Raw genomic sequence first — 20,738 nt, forward strand, 5'->3', positions numbered from 1 at the left:
GCCCCTGTGGGCGGCGGGCTTTGGTGTGTCGGGAGGACCTATGCAGACGGGCATGTATGCGATTAGCGAGATGGCGAGCTTGTTTAACGTTTCGCGCCAAACGCTCATCTACTACGACAAGATCGGTCTGTTTAAGCCCGCCGTGGTAAACGAAAAGGGCTACCGCTTCTATTCGCCCACGCAGATCCCGCTCATGCGCCTGATCTGCATGCTGCGCGACCTGGGGCTCGAGCTCGACGAGATCGACCGTCTGACCTCGACGTTCGATATTGGCGAGATGACCGACCACCTGCGCTCGCGGGTGCAGGCACTCGATGAGCAAATTGCCGGGCTCAAGGCCGAGCGCGCGAGCGTGCAGGAGCGTCTGAGCTTTTATGACGAGGCCATATACTGGCGCGAGCGCGAGGGCACCCCGGAGCTCAAGCAATTCGAGCGGCGCTACGTGGTCTTTGAGGAGTTTCCGGGCGATGCCGAGCGCGGCCGCTCGATGCTGCACCCCACGCTCATGCGGGCGATCTTGCGGATGCGCGCGCTCACGGGCACGCGCCCCATGCGCGGCTGGGGCGCCATGCTGCGTCGAGAGGCATTGCATGCGGACGACCCCATCGCCGGCGCCGGCTCCTTTGCCGTGCTGCCGCGCGGTGCCGAGGAGCTGCTGCCGAGCGATGCTGCCGAGCTGGCAAAGATTGGCGTCGAAGTGCTGCCCGAGGGCACATACCTGTGCATGAGCCGCTGGGGCATGCCGTACGAGCCCGAAGGCATCCGTGCCATCGTGGCCTGCATGGACAAGCACGCGCTCCAGCCCGTTGGCAACGCCTTCGACTTTTGCTACCTCGATACCACGAGCTACGACGAGTCCCACCAAGAGGACTTTTGCTGCATCCAAATCCCCGTCGCCCTTCAGATGCGACAAGGGGACGATCCCTTTGTCACAGCCACGCCCATTTCTTAGAAACTTGCAAAATCTGCAAGTTTCTAAGGTGGCATCTTATAAACTTGCAAATAATGCAAGTTTATAAGATGTTACGTCTGGACGGGCGCTAGGGAGACTCCATGAACATCGTTCGCCGAAGCCGCTATCTTGATCGACTCATTGCTTTTCAGGATACCGACCTCATCAAAATCGTGACGGGTATACGCCGTTGCGGCAAATCCACGTTATTGGACATGATGAGGGAGCACCTGGCGCAACAGGGGGTGCCGGCCGAGCGTTTGCTGACCTTTAAGATGGAATCTCTAGAGTATGCGGGGATTACAGATTACCTGACGTTTTATCGCATGGTTCGGGCGCGCGTTGACGGTGTCGATCGCCCCTACCTGTTCTTTGACGAGCTCCAGAATGTCGAGGGCTGGGAAAAGGCGGTTAACTCGCTCCGAATCGATTTGCCGTGTGATATCTATGTCACGGGCTCCAATGCCTTTTTGCTATCGAGCGAGCTTGCAACGCTTATCTCGGGCCGGTATATCGAGGTCAAGATGCAGCCGCTCACGTTTGGCGAGTATCTTGATTTTCGCTCGATTGATGCGGTCGTCGCCGAAGGGCTTAGCGAGAGGGCCGAGCTCGTTTCCAAGACGGGCGATCGCCTTAATTCAAACACCGTGCTCGAGCAGTACATAACCTATGGCGGCATGCCGTTTCTGGCTCATGACGAGCCGAGACGCGAGGCGTGCCGCGACTACATCCGCAGCCTCTATCAGACGATTGTCGCGCGCGATATCCTATTGCGCGCGACGCGTAGAGGTCGCGGAGCTATCACCAAGCGCGACGTTCTCGAGCGGCTTTGTGCGTATCTGGCAGACAACATCTCCAATCGAACCTCGGTCAACAAAATCGTAGGGACGCTCAACGAATCGGCGGGCGGTAAGACCAACGCATCGACGGTGTCGGCGTATATTGACGCTCTGGAAGAGACGTACCTGTTTACCAAGGTAAAAAGGTATGACGTCAAGGGGCGGGAGCTTCTCAAGACAGGCGGTAAATATTACATAGCCGATACGGGAATCCGCAGCTATCTTGACGGATATAGAGGCAGCGATAGCGGAAGGATGCTCGAGAACGTTATCTACAACCAGCTTGTCTTTGAAGGATACGAAGTGTTTTGCGGCCATCTGCGCGCGGGGGAAATCGACTTTGTCGCAATCGGCGAGGGATCGGACCGTAAATATATCCAGGTTACCGAACGGATCGATGCCGAGGCGACCAGAGAGCGCGAGCTGCGACCGCTCAAACTAAACACGCTGGGAAAAATCCCTGATTCGTACGAGAAGATCCTGATCGTCAGGGATGGTGAGCATCCAACAGACATCGACGGCATCAGAATCGTAGGGGCGGTCGACTTCTTGCTGAGAAACAAGATCGCCCACGGCTAAACGCAAAATGTGACAAAGGGATAGTCCCTTTGTTACATTCCATGCGAGCCGCCGTGCCATCTGGGGGTATAAGGCTGGCAAGTGTTTATTTGCGAGGCCTAAGGGGCGCCCCGTATGGATATCGATAACTTTGAATGGTGGTATAGCGAGGGCGAGGCTTCGGACGAGGAGTGGGACGAACCCGCGCCGCGTGACGTGTCGAGCGACGAGGACGAGACCGGCAACGATGCCGCTGTCGAGCCTGATGCCGCCTCTGATGCCGCCGAGCCCCTAACCTTTGAACAGGCCTGGGCCCAGGCCGAGGCCGACGAGGCTAAGGCCGATGCCACGGCCACACTGGGTGAGCCAGCCGACATGTCCATCTCGCCGGCAAAGACCCCGCAGCCGCGTCACACTATCGACCCCGACAGCACGGCATCCTTCAGCATACTCGACGTGCCCGCGCAGGGTGCCCAGGCGCCCGCCCCCACGCATCGCCCCAACCTGGCTCGCGAGGAAGACGCGGCCCGCCGCTCACCACTCGGCCCCATCCTCATCGCCTTCATGGCCGGCGTCATCGCTTGCTCGGCGATCGGAAATGTCTGGAGCCACGTGGAGCAACAGCGCAAAGACGCCGCCAAGGTCGAGATGTCTGTCGAGCAATCGCTCAGCCGTACGCGCTCGGTGCATGTGTCGGTCGAGGTCAAGGACGGTGCGACATGGGACACCGCCCGCGGCGACAGCCAGATGCTCATCCACATCGTGGGCCGCACACTCAGGGGGCAGGCGATTGACGAGTATCAATATGTCAACTCCGCTGGCGACGGCATCGAACTCAAGCCCGGCGACTACGAGCTCACGGTCGACGAGCCGCCCGTCGCCACCGATGGCACGCGCTTCCGCGCCTCAAAGCGCATGGTTCCCGTGAGCTTTAACTCGCGGGCGCCCGATACGGTCGACAGCACGCCGCAGGGCGGGTTCGACCTTTACGTAATCGCTCAATAACTGTGTCTGCCGCTTCTCCTTGCCGCCAAGAGTGGGACAATAGCCCTCGATACTGTTGTTTATTTTTGGAGGAAGTAGCATGTCCACCGTCACTACCATCAAGCGCGGCGGCCTCACCGCGGCCATCGATTCCATGGGTGCCCAGCTCACGAGCCTTGCCCTCAACGGCAACGAGTATCTGTGGCAGGGCGACCCCGCCTTTTGGGGCAAGCACGCGCCCATTCTGTTCCCCATCGTGGGCTCGCTGCGCAACAACACAGCGGCGTCTGCAGCCGGCACCTGCGAGATGCCGCGCCACGGCCTCGCGCGCATCGTCGAGCACAAGCTGGTCGAGGTCTCCGAGGACGGCTCGTCCGTCACCTACGAGATCACTGACACGCCTGAGTCGCTCAAGGCCTTTCCGTTCCACTTTAAGCTCAACATGACCTATGCCCTGACCGGCGACGCCACGCTTACCCAGACCTTTGCCGTCACCAACACCGGCGACGTGGACCTGCCGTTCTCGGTGGGCGGCCACCCTGCATTTAACGTGCCCGCCCCCGGTGCCGAGGACGAGGCATTCGAGGATTACGAGCTGGCGTTTACCGAGGCTTGGACCAACGAGGCTCCCATCATCACGCCCGATGGCCTCATGACGTTCGAGGGTAGCTACAAGGCGCCCGATAACTCTGACGTGCTGCCCATCACGCACCGCAGCTTCGATAACGACGCCATCATGTTCACCGATACCCCGGGTTCCACGCTCACGTTGCGCGGCCGCAAGTCGGGGCACGGCGTCAAGATCGACTTTGAGGGCTTTAAGTACATTGGCGTGTGGTCTGCCGCCAACGATGCTCCGTTTGTGGCGCTTGAGCCTTGGACCGGTCACACCACCATGGACACCGAGGATGACGTCTTTGAGCACAAGGTCAACACCATCACCTTGGCCCCCGGCGAGACGGACAAGCGCAGCTTTAGCGTTACCTTGCTCTAGAGGTTCCGCCGTTCTGACGAACGGCGGGCCGGTCGACGCTGCGCGCCACCCAGAGCGACAATTTGTCATTCAAAAGGCAAGGCATGACCAGAAGGTCTATGCCTTGCCTTTTTCATGCCTAGTCGTTGGGGACGTTCTTGTTTGACTAGTCGTTTAAGAACGTCCCCAACGACTACCAATCGTTTTCAGTTCGTAAACTTGTATATATGCATCTTATATATGCATCTGCTGGAAGTAACGCTGAGCGGTATCCTGTTAAGTCGTTAGCGTACGATTCAACAGGGAAGGCAGATTATGCATTCTCCCCATCAACGCGACGCGCATCCACAGCCGGTATGCAGCCGTCGCATCTTTTTGGGTAGTGCTCTCGCTGCGAGCGCTTCCGTCGTCGCCGGCGCGCTCGCCGGCTGTCAGCGTCCGTCCACGCTCAAAGTGGTTCAGCCCACGACGGGCGGCGGTCGCGACGACCTGTCCGATTCCGTGATCGGCAAGGACAAGATCCGCATTGGCATGGAGGCGGCCTACGCCCCGTACAACTGGCAGGTTTCCGAAGCCAGCGAGTACACCATTCCCATCGACAACGTGCAGGGCGCCTATGCCGATGGCTACGACGTGCAGATCGCCAAGATCGTCTGCAAGGCCCTCGGTGGCGAGCCCGTTGCCGTCAAGCAGAGCTTCTCGGGCCTCATCGATTCGCTCAACAACGGCCAGATCGACCTCATCATCGCCGGTATGAGCGCCACGCCCGAGCGCGAGGAGTCGGTCGGCTTTTCCGACCCGTACTTCATTGGCTACTTTGGCCTGTTCGTAAAAGAGGGTTCCCCCTACCAGAACGCCACCAAGCTTAGCGACTTTAGCGGTGCCACGGTGCTCGGCCAAAAGGACACCATGCTCGATACCGTCATCGACGAAATCCCGGGCGTTGTGCACAAAAACCCGGTCGATTCGGTCCCCACGGTGTTCTCGAATCTGCTGCAGGGCACCTGTGACGCCGTGACCTACAACACCGAGAACGAGAAGGGCTATATGGCCCAAAACCCGGGCATTGTCCCCATTCATTTTGCCGAGGGCGAGGGCTTTAAGCAGGAGGTCGCGGCAAACGTCGGCTGCCGCAAGGGCTCGGACAAACTGCTTAAGCTCATCGATAAGACGCTCAAGGGCATTAGCCAGGAGGAACGCGACCAAATGTGGGACGCGTGCCTCGATCGTCAGCCGGCATAGGGAGGCAGCATGAAAGCCATCAATCGTCTGGCCTCCTTTATCAAGGCCGACCACCGTTATGTGTACCTAGGCACGAGCGTTATCGCGGCGCTCGGCCTGGCATTTAGCCAACGCAACCCCACGCCGCTGAGCTTCTTGGCGCCTACGGGCGTGTTCCAAGACTGCCTCTGGGCGATTCTTTGGGCCTGGCTCGTCGTGTCGGCGGCGGCGCTCGTCACCAAGCTCATGCACTGGAACGACTATCGCGAAACGTCGCCGTTCGCTTCCGAGCGCTTCCGTCGCGGCGCGCGCCTGGGCAGCTATGTCGTGGTCGCCATTGCGGCGATCTTCTTTATCGACCGTTGCGTCATGTCGTTTATCGACCTGGTGCAGGTGAGCATTGTCTCGGACTCCAACCCCAGCGACTTTTTGTCGAGCCTGGTCTACATGACCTACAAGAGCGGGGACTTCTTTATCCGCGGCATCGAGATCACCATCGCACTTGCGACCTTCGGTACCGTCATCGCCTTTTTCCTGGCGCTGCTCTTTGTGTTCCTGCGTATTCAGACGTTCGACCGCGTGGATAACGATCTCACGCGCTTCTTCAAGAGCATCGGCCGCGGCTTTGCGACCGTCTACTCTACCATCGTGCGCGGCACGCCCATGATGGTCCAGGGCCTGCTCATCTATTACGCGGGCTTCACCGTTTTGCGCGGCATGGGCTTCGAGACCGCCCAGGCCAACCAGATCTGGAGTACCTTCACCGCTGGCCTCGTCACCATCTCGCTCAACTCTACCGCCTACATGATGGAAGTTCTGCGTGGCGGCATCGAGTCTATCGACGCCGGCCAGGCCGAGGCGGCGCGCTCGCTGGGTCTGTCGCAGTGGCAGGCTATGCGCAAGGTCGTGTTCCCCCAGGGCATTAAAAACGCGATTCCGGCGCTCACCAACGAGCTCATCATCAACATCAAGGACTCGTCGGTGCTTTCGGTCATCGGCGTGTTCGACCTTATGTACGCCACCACCACCGTCGCCGGCGTGTACTACCGCCAGATGGAGGTCTACTGCGTGGCGCTCGTGGTCTACCTGATCCTGACGCTCGTGGCGAGCCGCCTGCTCGAAGCCTTTGGCAAAAAGCTTGGCGCCGAGGCCCCGGCAACGCTGCCCAGCTCCAACTAGGCTCAAGACGAGGAGAATCATCATGGCAGATACCGCCACTACCGGCACCGCGGCCGCCGCACAGACCAATGGGCCGCTCATCCGCGTCGAGGGCCTGCGCAAGAGCTTCGGCTCGCTCGAGGTGCTCAAGGGCATCGACCTGTCCGTTAACCCCGGCGAGGTCGTCACCATTATCGGCGCCTCGGGCTCGGGCAAGTCGACCTTCCTGCGCTGCCTCAACCTGCTCGAGACCCCGGACGCGGGCCACATCTGGTTCCACGGCCAGGACCTTACGGCCGAGCGCTGCAACATCAACAAGCTGCGCGAGGACATCGGCATGGTGTTCCAGGGCTTTAACCTGTTCAACAACATGGATGTGCTCGACAACTGCACGCTCGCGCCCGTCACGCTCAAAAAGATGAGCAAGGCCGAGGCCGAGAAGGTCGCGATGGAGCATCTGACGAGCGTGGGGCTCGAAAAGTTCGCGCACGCCGCCGTGGGTCGCCTGTCCGGTGGCCAAAAGCAGCGCGTGGCCATCGCCCGCGCCCTGTGCATGAATCCGCAGATCATGCTGTTCGACGAGCCGACTTCCGCACTCGACCCCGAGATCGTGGGCGAGGTGCTCGAGGTCATGCGCAAGCTTGCGGCCGACGGCATGACCATGGTCGTCGTCACGCACGAGATGGCCTTTGCCCGAACCGTGTCCGACCGCGTGGTCTTTATGGACAAGGGCGTGGTGCTCGAGGACGCCGCGCCGGCCGAGCTCTTCGGCAACCCCAAACACCAGCGCACTCGCGAGTTCCTCTCTCGCTATCTCGAGGACAAATAACCGACCGCAAACGCTTGCGTGGCAGGGCCGCTCCCGTGGGGCGGCCTTTGTCGTCACAATCGAAAGGATGTCATGGCCGAGGTTTGGCGCTTCTTTGCGCATGAGGACGATTTTGCCGATATAGACGAGGCCGGCGCGTGCGAGCGCTTGGGCCGCGTGCTGTCGTTTCCAACCATTTCGAGCATGGATGCTGAGGCGGTGGATTGGCAGCCGTTCGACGAGCTGCGCGCCTATATGCAGCAGGCCTGGCCGCGCGTGTTTGCGGCGGGCGAGGTCGAGCTTATCGATCATTCGCTGCTGGTGACGCTTGGCGGTTCCGACCCCGCCCTCAAACCCGTCATGCTCATGGGCCACATGGACGTGGTCCCCGTGGTGCCGGGTACCGAGGCCGACTGGACACATGCCCCCTTTAGCGGGCACGTGGACGACACCTACATCTGGGGCCGCGGCGCGATCGACATGAAGGATCAGGTCGCAGGCATTCTCGAGGCGGTCGAGTATGCGCTAGCGCACGGTTGCCAGCACGAGCGCACGCTGCTCCTGGCCTTTGGCCAGGACGAGGAGACGACGCAGTACGGAGCAGGCGCCATCGGTCGTGCGCTCGAGGAGCGCGGCATTGAGCTTGAGTACCTGATCGACGAGGGCGACTACCGCATCGTTCCGGCTGCCGAGTACGGCGCAGGCGAGGGCTGGCTTATGCATGCCGATCTCGCGGAGAAGGGCTACGCCGATATCGTGTTGAGGACGCGTAGCGAGGGCGGGCATTCCTCCAACCCCTACGGTGGCACCTCGCTCGAGGTGCTGAGCCGCGCCATCGCCGCAATCTGCGATATCGAATGGCCGACGCGCGTCACGGATCTGCTTGCCGCCCAGCTCGTCGAGCTGGGGCTCTACACGGCCGACGAGATCGCCTCCAACAAGGACGTCATCGTGCGCGAGTGCCTCGCCAGCAAGAAGCTCTATCCGCTCGTGACCACCACCTGTGCACCGACCCAAATCGAGGGCGGTAGCACCGGTGCTAACGTGATGCCGCAGGATATGTGGGCCAATATCAATTTCCGCATGCTCGAGGGCACGAGCGTGGCCGATGTCGTGGCCCGCTGCCGCGTCGCCGTTGCCGAGGCGGGGCTCGCCGACCGTGTCGAAGTGGAGCTGGGCCCCGGCAGCTCCGAGCCCTCGCCGTCCCCGCGCATCGGTGGTCCCGGCCTCGAGGCGGTTCGCTCCATCGCCGCCCACTATTTCCGTGATCCAAAGGGGACGGAGGAAAACGGATCATTCGAGCCAGTGGCAATTGTGCCCTCGACCGTGATCGGTGCGACCGACGCTGCCAACTACCAGCACATTTGCCCTGAGTGCATTCGCTTCTCGGCCTTTGTGGTTGATGACGACGAGTGTGATCGCGGCGTCCACGGCACCGACGAGCGCATCACCCGCCGCGCCTACCTCCAGGGCATCCGCTTCCTCGTCGCTCTACTCCAAACGCTCTAGAATGTGACAAAGCGACAGTCCCTTTGTTAGCCGTTGGGGACGTTCTTAAACGACCGGTCGTTAATGAACGTCCCCAACGGCTACGTCCACTCATTCCGTGCGGGTTATATGCAGGTTTGTCTGCGCACGCTATCATGTATGGGTTAGACCGCAACTATGTACCCCACACGCGAAGGGATGCGCATGTATCTGAAGATCGACATGTTCTAGCTGGGCTTACCCCCGCAGTGGCGCCATGCGCCCCATCAACTCTGCCGATTTTCACCTTCACGCATATAAAGGAGTCCTGCCATGCGCGACAAGCTCGAAAAGATCATCAAGGCCTACGAGGAGCTCGAGAAGAAGCTGTCCGACCCGGCCGTCGCCTCCGATATCAAGGAGTTCACGCGTCTCAACAAGGAGTACGCGCACCAGTCCGACCTCATTGCCGCCTCGCGCGAGTACATCGGCGCGCTCGATGACATCGAGGCTGCCAAGGAAATGCTCCACGATACCACCGATGCCGACGAGAAGGAGATGCTCCAGATGGACATCTCCGAAAACGAGGCCAAGCTTCCCCAGCTCGAGGAAGACATCAAGTACATGCTCATCCCGAGCGACCCCAACGACGACAAGAACACCATCGTCGAGATCCGCTCCGCCGCCGGCGGTGACGAGGCGGCCATCTTTGCCGGCGATCTGTACAAGATGTATCAGCGCTTCTGCGAGTCGCGCGGCTGGAAGACCACCGTGCTCGATTCCAGCCCCAGCGAGGCCGGCGGCTTTAAGTCCATTGAGTTCAAGGTCGAGGGCGACCGCGTCTACTCCGTCATGAAGTTCGAGTCCGGCGTGCACCGTGTCCAGCGCGTTCCCAAGACCGAATCCCAGGGTCGCATCCAGACCTCCACGGCAACCGTAGCCGTACTTCCCGAGGCCGAGGAGATCGACGTCCAGATTAACCAGTCCGACCTGCGCATCGACACCTACTGCGCCTCCGGCCCTGGCGGTCAGTGCGTTAACACCACTTATTCCGCCGTGCGCATCACCCACCTGCCCACCAACACCGTGGTGCAGTCGCAGGAGCAGCGCTCCCAGATTCAGAACCGTGAGGTCTGCATGCAGATGCTGCGCGCCCGTCTATACGAGATGGAGCTCGAGAAGCAGCAGGCCGAACTCGGCGCCGAGCGCCAGAGCCAGATTGGCCACGGCAACCGTTCCGAGAAGATTCGTACTTACAACCAGCCTCAGGACCGCGTGACCGACCACCGTATCGGTTTCAACTCCACCTACAACGGCGTCCTTCTGGGCGATCAACTTGGCACCGTCATCGAGGCGCTTGCCGCCGCCGAGCGAGCCGAGAAGCTGGCACAAGCAGTTTAAGTTACGGCGTTTTACCAAACGCCGTAACGGCTCGACGCTGCGCCCTTAGGTTCCGCCGTTCTAACGAACGGCGGACCAGCTGACGCTGCGCGCCGCCCAGAGCGACAATTTGTCATTCAAAAGGCAAGGCATGACCAGAAGGTCTATGCCTTGCCTTTTTCATGCCAACTTGTTCGCTCTGGACGTCGCTCGCTGTCCGCTTTCTACCTGCGGCGTTCTCTTGGGTAGTCATTGGGGACGTTCTTAAATGACTAGTCAAAAGGGACATTCTTGCGGCACTTGGCACTTGGGGACGCTCCTTTTGTGCCGGCAGTTGGGGACTGTCCCTAAAGGCTGGCAGATGGGGACGGTTCTTTGTGGCTGGCTGCGAAGACTGTCCCTGACAGCTAGTCGTTTAAGAACGTCCCCAATGACTAGGTCGGGCACATTGCTTTGTGAGTTTATTCAATCTTCTTTAATAGCAATTAAGTTGTTTACCTGCTTAAATTTACTTATCATTTTTAAAAATAATGCTCGAAAAATCGTTCAAGAAGTCGCGGGGCGATTTTTGATGCGTCGCGCGTCAAGCGATGTGGCAAGTATTTGGTTAGATATTGGTCAGTTTTGGGGCAACCTTGCCAAAAGCTTGACGGATGCAGATATGGACGTCGGCGAATGAACACTTTGAGCGAGCCCGGTGCAAAATTCTGGGCTGATTCTCGATAATCGCCTTCAATCGTCCCTTGCCAAGCGCTGGCCTCGCGTACAATCTGCTCCGACATTCGTGCGCCGCCCGGCGCTTAAGAGGGGAGGACCCCATGGCAAACGAGATCTGGACCATCAAGCGTTGTCTCGAGTGGACCAAGGAGTACCTGGCCGAGCGCGGCGAGGAACACCCCCGTCTTTCTGCCGAGTGGCTGCTGTGCGCGGCAACGGGCCTGGCGCGTATCGACTTGTATATGCGCATGGACGAGACGCTCGACGCGGCGCAGCTCGAGACCATGCACGCGGCGGTCGTCCGTCGCGCGAAGGGCGAGCCGCTGCAGTACATCACCGGTAGCACGCAGTTTCGCATGGTCGATGTTGCGTGCGCCCCCGGCGTGCTCATCCCGCGCCCCGAGACCGAGATGCTCGTCGAAGAAGTCCTCAACTACCTGGATGCCGAGGTGCTGAGCCCCGAGGCCGCCGCCCGCCAGCGCGTGGAGCTGCCTTGGAACGATGAGGTCGAGCAGGCTCGCAAAGCCGAGGCGGCGCTGGCCGACGAACGCGCGACCGCCGAGCGCCGTGCCGCCAACCTGACGGCCGCCGATGAGGCTGCGCTGGGTAGCGACGTGCTCGGTAGCCGCGCCTATGCCGAGGAGCTTGCCGATCGCGAGGCCGAGGAAGCCGCCGCGCAGGCGGCAGAAGTAGAGGCCATGGAAACCCCCGAGCCCGAGCTCGACGAATACGGCATCGCCATTGAGGGCAACGACCAACAGACGACTCTCGTGCAAGATGCCGCCGAGGCCAACGTACCTGCCCCAGCCGAGCCCCGCACTGCCCGCGTTCTCGAGGTCGGCTGCGGCACGGGCTGCATCTCGCTCTCGCTTGCCTGGGAGCGTCGCGGCCACGTCACCTGCACTGCTACCGATATCGAGCCGCGCGCCATCGACCTTGCTACCAAAAACCGCGATGCGCTTGGCCTCACGTCCGACGAGGTCGCCTTTAGCCTCACGAACCTGGTGAGCTCCATTCCCCGCGAAGAGTGGGGCACCTTTGACGTACTCGTCTCCAACCCGCCCTACATCCCCACCGATGTCATGCGCTCACTGCCGCGCGAGGTCAAGGACTTTGAGCCCGACCTGGCGCTCGAGGGCGGCGCCGACGGCCTCGATATCTTCCGCCGTCTGCTCAACGCGGCGCCCTACATGCTGCGCGCCGGCGGCCTGTTTGCCTGCGAGCTCTACGAGGGCGCGCTCGACGCTGCGGCCGAGCTCTGTCGTCAAGCGGGTCTGTCGGACGTGCGCATCGTCCACGACCTCACCGATCGCCCCCGCATCGTCCGAGCCATCGTCACCGAGCCCAAACAGCGCCAGTAATATTTATTAACTGGTTAGCAAAAATTATAAAGTAGTTTATAATTAGGACGGCTGAAAGAGGTCGGCCCATGCAACCTCCTACCTTTCGGGAAATCATTGCCCTACTCAAGCACGATGGATTCGTGAAGGTCGCGCAAGTCGGTAGTCATGCTAAGTATGTTTCTGGTGACCGTGCTGTCACCGTGAACGGCTCTGGTGGTGATCGACCAAAGAAGGGCACGTGGGCAAGTATTCGTCGCCAAGCTGGATGGTAGTTGGAGGCAAAATGAGGCAGCGATTTACCTATGACTGCGTTCTCATAAAAGAAGACGACGGTTACTGCGCCAGCTTCCCGCAGATTCCCGGCGCCTTTGCCGATGGCGATACGCGCGAAGAAGCGATTGCCCATGCCACCGAGGCGCTGATGGCGTTTTTGGCCGACGATCTCAACAACGGTTTGACTCCGGCAGGGTACGAACGCTCGGCCGAGGTCGTGGCCCTTTCAGTCGAAATCGACCACGAGGGCGCTCGGGAAGCGGCGTGCCGCACATTTAAAGACGCAGCACTGGACCTCAAAGTCTCCGCTCCGCGGATCACCGCGCTGGTCAAAGCCGGAAAGCTCGATGTTGAACTCGTCGACGGTCGTCGGATGATAACGATAGACAGCATCGAACGTTACGCCGCCCAAGAACGTCACGCCGGAAGACCAAAGAAGTTCGTAGCTGTCCAATAACCCCCTCACTTTCACCGACTACTAGAGCCGCTCACCAAACCAACATGCGCTCTGGGCAAATAGGTTGAACGTTTCGTGCGAGAATGCCCCACAGTAAACAAACTTGCACCAGAGCGTAAGGGGCTGGCATACACATGCAGACGGTCTATCGGGTATACGAGGGAGCGCGCGAGCCGCATCGGCTTGCAGTCGAGCGCACGGCCGAGCTACTCGGTCGCGGTGGCCTGGCGCTTATTCCAACCGAGACGGTCTACGGTGTCGCCGTGGCGGTCAACGCCTTCTCGGATGCCGTTCCACAAGATACAAGTGAACCTCTGCCGTGGCCGCGCGATCCGCAGGCCACCGTCAACGGCGCCGCGGCCCCCGCCCTCGGTACCGGATATCGTCGCATCTTTACCCTCAAGCAGCGCGAGCTCACCCAAACGGTTGCCTGGCTGGTCGATGATGCCGAGGCACTCGACCGCTATGGCGTGGATATCCCTAACGAGGCCCGCGTGCTCGCCCGACGATGCTGGCCGGGCGCCCTGACTATCGTGGTCAAGGCGGCCCCCTGCGTGCCGACCTTTATGCGCGCCGCCGACGACACGGTGGCACTTCGCGCTTCGGCCTCGCCCGTGGTTCAGGCGCTCATCCGCGCCTGCGGCAGCCCTCTTGCCTGCACCAGCGCCAACACGCACGGCGCGCCCGCGCCGGCAAGTTTTGTCACGGTGGAGGAGCGCATCCTGGAGGGGGTCGATGTGGCTGTCGATGCAGGTGAGACCCCGTGTCGCGACGCCTCAACCATCGTGTCGTTTCAGCGCGGCGAGCTCCAGATCCTGCGCCAAGGCGCGCTCCCCGCATCAGAGATCGAGCGGGTCCTGTCCGACCCGATGCAATAGAAAGGTGTAAGCGATGTCGTTGAATCTAGGTAGCCTGGGTATGGAAGACGCCTCGTTTAGCTTTGGCGGTTCCTACATCATGGCGCTCGACTGCGGCACTACCTCGGTACTCGCGACCATCGTCGACGAGTACGGCTGCATCGTCGCCCAGGCGCGCCGTAGCGTCAAAACCAGCTTCCCGCGCCCCGGCTGGGTGGAGCAGGATCCCACGGAGGTGCTTGCCAGCCAGATCGGCGTGATGATGGAGGTCCAGTTTAAGAGCGGCATCCATTCTGACCGCATTGCCGCCATCGGTATCTCCAACCAGCGCGAGACCACGGTGGTGTGGGACCGCATAAGCGGCCAACCCATCTATAACGCCATCGTGTGGCAATGCCGTCGCACCGCACCTCTGATCGACGAGCTGGTCGAGCAGGGCGCAGAAGAACTGGTGCGCTCCCGCACGGGACTCACACTCGATCCGTATTTCTCGGCTTCCAAGGTGCAGTGGATCCTCGACAACGTTGACGGTGCGCGTGAGAGCGCGGTGGCGGGCGACCTCATGTTCGGCACCATCGACACCTGGCTCATCTACAACCTCACCGGCGGTCAGGTCTTTGCCACCGACTACACCAATGCCAGCCGCACCGCGCTCTTTAATATCCATACGCTCGATTGGGACGACGATCTGCTGGCGCTCTTTGACGTTCCACGTTCCATGATGCCCGAGGTTCGTTGGAGCTCGGGCGACTACGGCCGCGTCGCGAGCGACATCATGACCAACATGCCACCCATCATGGGCGTGGCGGGCGACCAGCAGGCGTCGCTGTTCGGCCACTGCTGCTTCCATCCCGGCCAGACCAAAAACACCTATGGCACGGGTTGCTTTATGCTCATGAACACCGGCGACGAGATCGTCGAATCCAAGAACGGTCTGGTCTCCACGATCGGTATCGCCGCGGACGGCAAGATCAGCTATGCGCTCGAGGGCTCTATCTTTGCCGCCGGCTCAACCATGAATTGGCTGCGCAACAACATGGGCATCATCTCGAGCGTGAGCGAGTCCGCGCAACTCGCCACTTCGATCAGCGACAACGAGGGCTGCTACTTCGTCCCCGCCTTCGCAGGCCTGGGCGCTCCCTGGTGGGACCCGCATGCTCGCGGTATCGTGTGCGGCCTGACCGGCGCCTCGAGTCGCGCGACCATTGTGCGTGCGGCCTGCGAGTCCATGGCCTACCAGAGTTATGACGTACTACGCGCCATGGAGCAGGACGTGGGACTTTCGATTGAGCGCCTGTCCGTCGATGGCGGTGCCTCGCGCAACGAGTTCATCATGCAATTCCAGGCTGATCTGCTGGATATCCCCGTGCTGCAGTGCGAGACGGTGGAGACCACGGCGATTGGCGCCGCGTACTTGGCGGGCCTTGCTGTCGGCTATTGGGAGGATTTGGAGGAGCTGGAGCAAAACGCTCAGATCGTCAAAGTCTTCCATCCTCACATGTCCGCCGAGCGCCGTGAGAGCAACCTCGCTGGTTGGCGTGATGCCGTCAAGCGTTCGCTCAACACCGCTCAGTAGGGTTGCGACGAGCTGCTCGATACAACAAACCGTTAAACTTATGCACGGCGCGAGGCAACAATGTCGCCAGGCGTCTTGTCAGCAAGGCCATCTTCCGGCCGCAACGAAAGGGGCAATCAACCCATGACCGTCACCTACGATACGTCCCGCGTGACGCTTGTCGACCATCCGCTCGTCCAGCATAAGCTGTCGATCCTGCGCGACAAGAGCACCGGCACCAACCAGTTCCGCCAGCTCGTGCGCGAGCTTGCGCTCTTTGACGGCTACGAGGCCATGCGCGACCTGCCCATGGAAGACGTCGAGGTCGAGACCCCCATCACCACTGCCACGTTTAAGCAGCTTGCCGGCAAGAAGCTCGCCATCGTTCCTATCCTGCGCGCGGGCCTCGGCATGGTCGATGGCATCCTCGACTTGGTGCCCTCCGCTCGCGTGGGCCACATCGGTATGGAGCGCGACGAGGTCACCCACGAGCCGCATGAGTATTACTGCAAGATGCCCAAGGATATCGATCAGCGCATCTGCCTGGTTGTCGACCCCATGCTCGCCACGGGCGGTTCGGCCGAGATGGCCATCAGCTACCTGCGCGAGCGCGGTGTCAAGGATATCCGCATGCTGTGTATCGTCGCCGCGCCCGAGGGCCTCAAGTCACTGACCGAAAAGGACCCCGACGTACATATTTATACGTGCGCCATCGACGACCATCTCAACGAGGCCGCCTACATCGTTCCCGGCCTGGGCGACGCCGGAGACCGCATCTACGGCACGCTCTAGTCGTTGGGCCTTGTCGGCTACGGTCACAAATACGAAGAAATGGTGCGCGCGGGCGAGCAAAAGTCGTCCACGCGCACTTCTGTTAACGGACGTTTTGCCCTGAGGGGTTCGAAAAAACGTATTACCGTACCTGCGGCATAAAGAAGGCCTTAAGAAAACGTACAGGTGCGTATTAACCGTTTGTTTTACGGTTGTACTTTAGCGATTGGCTCGTACAATAGTCACCAATGTTTGGCTGGGACTGTGCCGTGAGGCGTAAAAAGGAAAGCGAGGAAGCCAGTGTTTCAGATAGCCGATCTGCTCGCTATCGTTGCAGGCGCCATCGCGGGCGCAATTGCCTTCCTTCCCTTTGTCTTTACGCTCAAGCCGGTTCTTGACGATAAGCAGAATGCGGACATGCTCAAGGGCATGGTGAGTCTGGCGGTCTCGGCAGTCGCCCTGCTCGTCTTTACCTTGGTTGTGTTTGCGTTGTTCGGAGAGGCATTTCGCATGTTCCTCCTGGGCGAGGCGATCGGCTTCGTGGTCTTTATGGCCGCCTGCACGGTTCGCGTCGCCAAGGCGCTGCGAGATCCTCATGAGGTCGAAAGGTAAGTCGTGGAAATTTTTGAAAAGCTGCCTGATGAGATTAATCATCTGGTCAGCGAGTTCAGCTCCACCCCTGTCGTGGGCGATCTGAGCTGCGGCATCACGCAGTACTCGTTTTGGCTGATCGTCTCCACGATCGTGCTCCTGATCGTCCTGGCCGTGTTCAAGAAGAAGCAGACCCTAGTTCCCAAGGGCTTCTTCGTCAACGGTTTCGAGTACATCATCGAGTACGTCGAGAACGATATCGGCAAGGGCGTCGTGGGTGAGAACTGGAAGAAGCACTTCCCGTTCCTGTGCTCGCTTTTCCTGTTCATCCTGATCAATAACATGATCGGCCTGATCCCGGGAATGAAGCCCGGCACCGGCGCAATCGGCTCCACCGCCGCGCTCGCCATCTTCGCCTTCGTGTACTTCATCTACTACGGATGCAAGGCTCACGGCGTGATCGGCTACATCAAGAGCCTCGCCCCGCAGGGCGTGAGCTTCCCGATGAACGTGCTTGTGTGGGTCGTCGAGCTTTTCTCGACCTTCCTGCGCCTCATCACGCTCGCCGTCCGTCTGTTCTGCAACATGTTCGCAGGACACGTGGTCATGGGCTCGTTCGCCATCATGGCGAGCATGTTCATGCAGCCGCTGCTTCAGCAGGTTTCCGCGGCCCACGCCGTCGGCGCCCTGCCTTCGCTGGCCTGGCTTGCCATCCTCATCCTGATTTATGCGATCGAGCTTGTGGTCGGCGCCATCCAGGCTTACGTCTTCACGGTCCTTACCGCCGTGTATGTCTCCGAGGCAGAGGAGGTCGCGGAGGAGGAGTAGTCTTCCGTTCGCGCCTTAAAGGTAAGGCAATTCGTTAAACCGCCGGTGCCCGTACCCATGGAGCCCGGCAGTTATAAAAAGGTTATCCTGCGTGAAATAAGACACGCACGACAAAGGAGGAATCGTGGGAGTTATCGGTTACGGTCTCGGTGTTATCGGCGCTGGTCTTGCTATCGGCCTGTCTGCTCTGGGTGCTACGGGTGCTATGGCCCGTCAGCCTGAGGTCCAGGGCCGCGTGTTCACCGTCTTCATCATGGGCTCCGCCTTCGGCGAGGCTCTGGCTCTGATCGGCTTCGTTGTTGCGCTGATCGTTAAATAGCACGGAGCGTCAAGTATGAATCTTTCATCCCAGAAGAGCGCGATCGCACTCTCCGCGTCCGCGGCCGCGCTGCTCATGCCGGTTTCCGCGTTCGCCGAGGACGGCGCTGCCGGTGCGGACATCCTCATCCCTAAGATGGCGGAGTTCATCCCGGCGCTTATCGCCTTCCTGATCATCTGGATCGTGCTGGCCAAGGTTGCCCTGCCGGGCATCATGAAAACCATGGAGGAGCGCGGCAAGAAGATCGAGGAGAGCCTCGACGAGGCCGAGAAGACCAAGCAGGAGGCCATCGCCAAGCGCGCTGAGTCCGACTCGATCGTCACCGACGCCCGTCGTCAGGCTGCCGACATCGTTCTCGAGGCCCGTAAGGACGCCGAGTCCGAGCGCGCCCGTATCATCGAGGCTGCTCACAAGGAGGCCGAGGAGATTATCGCCAAGGCCCACACGACCGTCGAGGACGAGCGCAAGTCCATCTACGCCGGTGCCGCAAGCTCCATCGCCGACCTGTCCGTTGCCGTCGCCACCAAGATCGTGGGCGAGGCACTCGAGGACGAGGGCGAGCAGAAGAAGCTCATCGAGCGCTACATCCAGGAAGCAGGTAGCCTGAATGCCGACTAGCCGCTATCAGGACAAGGTGCTCGAGACCTACGCGCGTTCCCTTTTGGAATCCGCCAAGGCCGAGAACCATGTGTTCGAGGACCTCGAGATGATCGAGCGCCTGGCTAGCGCCAGCCCCGAGATCATCGCCGTGCTCGACACCATGTCCAAGCGCGACCAGCTCGACCTTCTTCCCAAGGTGGCAGCTGCCTTTAAGTATGTTGCCGAGGAAGACGAGGATGTAGTGGGCGTGACCGTCACCACGGCGATCCCGCTCGACGACGAGCTGCGTCAAACCATCACTAAGAAATGCGAGCAGGACTTCGGCCGCAAGGTGTTCCTTATCGAGCAGGTCGACCCATCTATCGTGGGCGGCCTGGTGCTCGAGGCCCGCGGCGAGCGTCGTGACATTTCCGTCAAGACGCAGCTGCGCATCGCGCAGGAGACCCTCGCAAACTCTGCTAATTCGTACGGAGGTGAAGCCTAATGTCCGAAACCCTCAATGCCCAGGATATCGCCAAGAAACTGCAGGAGCAGCTCACGAGCCTCTCCGCGACGGTCGATACGCATGAGGTTTCAACGGTCGACGAGGTAGGCGACGGCATCGCGCGCGTCTCCGGCCTCAAGAGCGCCATGGCAGGCGAGCTTCTGGAGTTCAAGAGCTCCGATACCGGTGAGACCGTCTTTGGCCTTGCCCAGAACCTTGACCGTGACGAGGTCGGCGCCGTTCTGTTCGGTGCCGTTGACTCCATCAAGGAAGGCGACGAGTGCCGCACCACTGGCCGCATTATGGATATCCCCGTGAGCCGCGCCATGCTCGGCCGCGTCGTCAATCCGCTCGGCCAGCCCATCGACGGCCTGGGCGACATCGTCGCCACGCATCGTCGCCCCATCGAGTTCAAGGCCCCCGGTGTCATCGACCGTACCCCGGTGTGCGAGCCGGTTCAGACCGGCCTGCTCGCTATCGACTCTATGGTGCCTATCGGCCGCGGTCAGCGTGAGCTCATCATCGGCGACCGTAAGACCGGTAAGACCGCCATCGCCATCGACGCTATCCTCAACCAGCGCGGCAAGGGCATGGTCTGCATCTATGTCGCCATCGGCCAGAAGGCCTCCACGGTTGCCAACATCCGCGAGACCCTCGCTCAGCACGGTGCGCTCGACTACACCATCATCGTTTCGGCAACCGCTGCCGATTCCGCCCCTATGCAGTACATCGCGCCTATGGCCGGTGCCGCTATCGGCGAGTTCTTCATGTACAACGGTGAGGACGGCAAGCCCGCCAGCGAGACCAACCCCGGCGGTCACGTGCTCGTCATCTACGACGACCTGTCCAAGCAGGCCGTGGCATACCGTCAGATGTCGCTGACGCTGCATCGTCCGCCCGGACGTGAGGCCTATCCTGGCGACATCTTCTACCTGCACTCTCGTTTGCTCGAGCGTGCCGTCAAGATGTCCAAGAAGAACGGCTACGGCTCCATGACGGCGCTGCCGATCATCGAGACCCAGGACGGCGACGTCTCGGCCTACATTCCGACCAACGTCATTTCCATTACCGATGGTCAGATCTACCTGCAGTCCGAGCTCTTCTTCCAGGGTCAGCGCCCGGCAGTCGACGTGGGCATCTCCGTGTCCCGTGTCGGTGGCGACGCTCAGACCAAGGCCATGAAGCAGGTTGCCGGCAACCTTCGCCTGGACCTCGCTTCGTACCAGGAGCTCGCCGGCTTTACGCAGTTCGGCTCCGACCTTGACGAGGCCACGCAAAAGCAGCTTACCCACGGCGCTCGCATGACTGAGCTCCTGAAGCAGCCGCGCTACAAGCCGTTTGAGGTTTCCGAGCAGATCGTTACGCTGTTTGCCGGCAACGAGGGCTTCCTGGATGACCTGGAGATCGCCGACGTGCTGCCTTTCCGTGCCGAGCTCGTCGAGTACATGGACAATGGCTTTGGCTCGCTGCTCGACAAGGTTCGCGCCAAGAAGATCGACGACGACACCAAGGCCGAGCTCTTGCGTGTCATCGGTGACTTCAAGCAGCAGTTCATGGCCAAGCACCATGCCGATACGACTGGATCAGAGGAGAACTAAGCCCT

At 60.6% G+C, this 20,738-nt stretch carries 22 protein-coding genes; all 22 read left to right on the forward strand.

What is annotated here, in order from left to right; translation table 11 throughout:
* Window positions 1-40 precede the first annotated feature (40 nt).
* Window positions 41-952, forward strand: a complete 912-nt coding sequence (locus ACEXKH_RS04135) for a MerR family transcriptional regulator (protein ID WP_373573192.1) — start codon at window positions 41-43, stop codon at window positions 950-952.
* Window positions 953-1,053: 101 nt separating this feature from the next.
* Window positions 1,054-2,370 carry an ATP-binding protein gene (locus ACEXKH_RS04140; protein WP_373573193.1) on the forward strand — a complete coding sequence of 439 codons (1,317 nt, stop codon included), beginning with the start codon at window positions 1,054-1,056 and terminating at the stop codon, window positions 2,368-2,370.
* A gap of 114 nt (window positions 2,371-2,484) precedes the next feature.
* Window positions 2,485-3,354, forward strand: a complete 870-nt coding sequence (locus tag ACEXKH_RS04145) for a hypothetical protein (protein WP_373573194.1) — start codon at window positions 2,485-2,487, stop codon at window positions 3,352-3,354.
* A gap of 79 nt (window positions 3,355-3,433) precedes the next feature.
* Window positions 3,434-4,327: an aldose 1-epimerase family protein gene (locus ACEXKH_RS04150; RefSeq protein WP_373573195.1), complete on the forward strand. Its 894-nt coding sequence runs from the start codon at window positions 3,434-3,436 to the stop codon at window positions 4,325-4,327.
* A gap of 294 nt (window positions 4,328-4,621) precedes the next feature.
* On the forward strand, window positions 4,622-5,548 hold the full coding sequence (locus ACEXKH_RS04155) for a transporter substrate-binding domain-containing protein (RefSeq protein ID WP_225094001.1): 927 nt from the start codon (window positions 4,622-4,624) through the stop codon (window positions 5,546-5,548).
* A gap of 9 nt (window positions 5,549-5,557) precedes the next feature.
* Entirely contained in the window at window positions 5,558-6,706 is a 1,149-nt protein-coding gene (locus ACEXKH_RS04160; RefSeq protein ID WP_373573196.1) for an amino acid ABC transporter permease, read from the forward strand.
* Between the two features lie 22 nt (window positions 6,707-6,728).
* Window positions 6,729-7,514: an amino acid ABC transporter ATP-binding protein gene (locus tag ACEXKH_RS04165; protein WP_152078646.1), complete on the forward strand. Its 786-nt coding sequence runs from the start codon at window positions 6,729-6,731 to the stop codon at window positions 7,512-7,514.
* A gap of 72 nt (window positions 7,515-7,586) precedes the next feature.
* On the forward strand, window positions 7,587-9,002 hold the full coding sequence (locus tag ACEXKH_RS04170; RefSeq protein ID WP_373573197.1) for a M20/M25/M40 family metallo-hydrolase: 1,416 nt from the start codon (window positions 7,587-7,589) through the stop codon (window positions 9,000-9,002).
* A gap of 291 nt (window positions 9,003-9,293) precedes the next feature.
* Entirely contained in the window at window positions 9,294-10,361 is a 1,068-nt protein-coding gene (gene prfA / locus ACEXKH_RS04175; protein ID WP_055252487.1) for a peptide chain release factor 1, read from the forward strand.
* 409 nt (window positions 10,362-10,770) lie between these two features.
* Window positions 10,771-11,019: a hypothetical protein gene (locus tag ACEXKH_RS04180; protein WP_373573198.1), complete on the forward strand. Its 249-nt coding sequence runs from the start codon at window positions 10,771-10,773 to the stop codon at window positions 11,017-11,019.
* A 139-nt stretch (window positions 11,020-11,158) separates the two neighbouring features.
* Window positions 11,159-12,418 carry a N5-glutamine methyltransferase family protein gene (locus ACEXKH_RS04185; protein WP_373573199.1) on the forward strand — a complete coding sequence of 420 codons (1,260 nt, stop codon included), beginning with the start codon at window positions 11,159-11,161 and terminating at the stop codon, window positions 12,416-12,418.
* Window positions 12,419-12,486: 68 nt separating this feature from the next.
* Entirely contained in the window at window positions 12,487-12,672 is a 186-nt protein-coding gene (locus ACEXKH_RS04190) for a type II toxin-antitoxin system HicA family toxin (protein WP_368156890.1), read from the forward strand.
* Window positions 12,639-13,130, forward strand: a complete 492-nt coding sequence (locus ACEXKH_RS04195) for a type II toxin-antitoxin system HicB family antitoxin (protein ID WP_346978691.1) — start codon at window positions 12,639-12,641, stop codon at window positions 13,128-13,130. The genes ACEXKH_RS04190 and ACEXKH_RS04195 overlap by 34 nt, the downstream gene beginning before the upstream one ends.
* Before the next feature lie 134 nt (window positions 13,131-13,264).
* Window positions 13,265-14,008 (forward strand): L-threonylcarbamoyladenylate synthase, encoded by a 744-nt coding sequence (locus tag ACEXKH_RS04200; RefSeq protein WP_349090487.1) that lies wholly within the window; start codon window positions 13,265-13,267, stop codon window positions 14,006-14,008.
* A gap of 13 nt (window positions 14,009-14,021) precedes the next feature.
* Window positions 14,022-15,563 (forward strand): glycerol kinase GlpK, encoded by a 1,542-nt coding sequence (gene glpK / locus ACEXKH_RS04205; protein ID WP_373573200.1) that lies wholly within the window; start codon window positions 14,022-14,024, stop codon window positions 15,561-15,563.
* 123 nt (window positions 15,564-15,686) lie between these two features.
* Window positions 15,687-16,334 carry a uracil phosphoribosyltransferase gene (upp, locus tag ACEXKH_RS04210; RefSeq protein WP_118376863.1) on the forward strand — a complete coding sequence of 216 codons (648 nt, stop codon included), beginning with the start codon at window positions 15,687-15,689 and terminating at the stop codon, window positions 16,332-16,334.
* Between the two features lie 279 nt (window positions 16,335-16,613).
* Window positions 16,614-16,925, forward strand: coding sequence for a hypothetical protein (locus ACEXKH_RS04215; RefSeq protein ID WP_195234844.1), 312 nt, complete (start codon window positions 16,614-16,616; stop codon window positions 16,923-16,925).
* 3 nt (window positions 16,926-16,928) lie between these two features.
* Window positions 16,929-17,732: a F0F1 ATP synthase subunit A gene (atpB, locus tag ACEXKH_RS04220; RefSeq protein WP_022094263.1), complete on the forward strand. Its 804-nt coding sequence runs from the start codon at window positions 16,929-16,931 to the stop codon at window positions 17,730-17,732.
* Window positions 17,733-17,856: 124 nt separating this feature from the next.
* On the forward strand, window positions 17,857-18,051 hold the full coding sequence (locus ACEXKH_RS04225; protein WP_022094262.1) for an ATP synthase subunit C: 195 nt from the start codon (window positions 17,857-17,859) through the stop codon (window positions 18,049-18,051).
* A gap of 15 nt (window positions 18,052-18,066) precedes the next feature.
* Complete coding sequence (gene atpF, locus ACEXKH_RS04230; RefSeq protein ID WP_195192805.1) at window positions 18,067-18,669, forward strand: F0F1 ATP synthase subunit B; 603 nt, start codon at window positions 18,067-18,069, stop codon at window positions 18,667-18,669.
* The gene (locus tag ACEXKH_RS04235) at window positions 18,659-19,135 is read left to right on the forward strand and encodes a F0F1 ATP synthase subunit delta (protein WP_161155779.1); all 477 of its coding nucleotides are present in this window, start codon (window positions 18,659-18,661) and stop codon (window positions 19,133-19,135) included. Before atpF ends, ACEXKH_RS04235 begins: the two co-directional genes overlap by 11 nt.
* Entirely contained in the window at window positions 19,135-20,733 is a 1,599-nt protein-coding gene (gene atpA, locus ACEXKH_RS04240) for a F0F1 ATP synthase subunit alpha (RefSeq protein ID WP_148346683.1), read from the forward strand. The genes ACEXKH_RS04235 and atpA overlap by 1 nt, the downstream gene beginning before the upstream one ends.
* The last annotated feature ends 5 nt before the right edge of the window (window positions 20,734-20,738 follow it).

The sequence above is a fragment of the Collinsella aerofaciens ATCC 25986 genome (genome assembly GCF_964259375.1).
Taxonomy (GTDB): domain Bacteria; phylum Actinomycetota; class Coriobacteriia; order Coriobacteriales; family Coriobacteriaceae; genus Collinsella; species Collinsella aerofaciens_BO.

What these genes read in the sequence shown, in the direction of transcription:
- prfA (WP_055252487.1), top strand. Translation starts at nt 9,294, where the DNA reads ATGCGCGACAAGCTCGAAAAGATCATCAAGGCCTACGAGGAGCTCGAG.
- ACEXKH_RS04150 (WP_373573195.1), top strand. Translation starts at nt 3,434, where the DNA reads ATGTCCACCGTCACTACCATCAAGCGCGGCGGCCTCACCGCGGCCATC.
- ACEXKH_RS04155 (WP_225094001.1), top strand. Translation starts at nt 4,622, where the DNA reads ATGCATTCTCCCCATCAACGCGACGCGCATCCACAGCCGGTATGCAGC.
- glpK (WP_373573200.1), top strand. Translation starts at nt 14,022, where the DNA reads ATGTCGTTGAATCTAGGTAGCCTGGGTATGGAAGACGCCTCGTTTAGC.
- ACEXKH_RS04165 (WP_152078646.1), top strand. Translation starts at nt 6,729, where the DNA reads ATGGCAGATACCGCCACTACCGGCACCGCGGCCGCCGCACAGACCAAT.
- ACEXKH_RS04170 (WP_373573197.1), top strand. Translation starts at nt 7,587, where the DNA reads ATGGCCGAGGTTTGGCGCTTCTTTGCGCATGAGGACGATTTTGCCGAT.
- ACEXKH_RS04145 (WP_373573194.1), top strand. Translation starts at nt 2,485, where the DNA reads ATGGATATCGATAACTTTGAATGGTGGTATAGCGAGGGCGAGGCTTCG.
- ACEXKH_RS04135 (WP_373573192.1), top strand. Translation starts at nt 41, where the DNA reads ATGCAGACGGGCATGTATGCGATTAGCGAGATGGCGAGCTTGTTTAAC.
- ACEXKH_RS04190 (WP_368156890.1), top strand. Translation starts at nt 12,487, where the DNA reads ATGCAACCTCCTACCTTTCGGGAAATCATTGCCCTACTCAAGCACGAT.
- ACEXKH_RS04200 (WP_349090487.1), top strand. Translation starts at nt 13,265, where the DNA reads ATGCAGACGGTCTATCGGGTATACGAGGGAGCGCGCGAGCCGCATCGG.
- ACEXKH_RS04185 (WP_373573199.1), top strand. Translation starts at nt 11,159, where the DNA reads ATGGCAAACGAGATCTGGACCATCAAGCGTTGTCTCGAGTGGACCAAG.
- ACEXKH_RS04235 (WP_161155779.1), top strand. Translation starts at nt 18,659, where the DNA reads ATGCCGACTAGCCGCTATCAGGACAAGGTGCTCGAGACCTACGCGCGT.
- upp (WP_118376863.1), top strand. Translation starts at nt 15,687, where the DNA reads ATGACCGTCACCTACGATACGTCCCGCGTGACGCTTGTCGACCATCCG.
- atpF (WP_195192805.1), top strand. Translation starts at nt 18,067, where the DNA reads ATGAATCTTTCATCCCAGAAGAGCGCGATCGCACTCTCCGCGTCCGCG.
- ACEXKH_RS04180 (WP_373573198.1), top strand. Translation starts at nt 10,771, where the DNA reads ATGACTAGGTCGGGCACATTGCTTTGTGAGTTTATTCAATCTTCTTTA.
- ACEXKH_RS04160 (WP_373573196.1), top strand. Translation starts at nt 5,558, where the DNA reads ATGAAAGCCATCAATCGTCTGGCCTCCTTTATCAAGGCCGACCACCGT.
- atpA (WP_148346683.1), top strand. Translation starts at nt 19,135, where the DNA reads ATGTCCGAAACCCTCAATGCCCAGGATATCGCCAAGAAACTGCAGGAG.
- ACEXKH_RS04140 (WP_373573193.1), top strand. Translation starts at nt 1,054, where the DNA reads ATGAACATCGTTCGCCGAAGCCGCTATCTTGATCGACTCATTGCTTTT.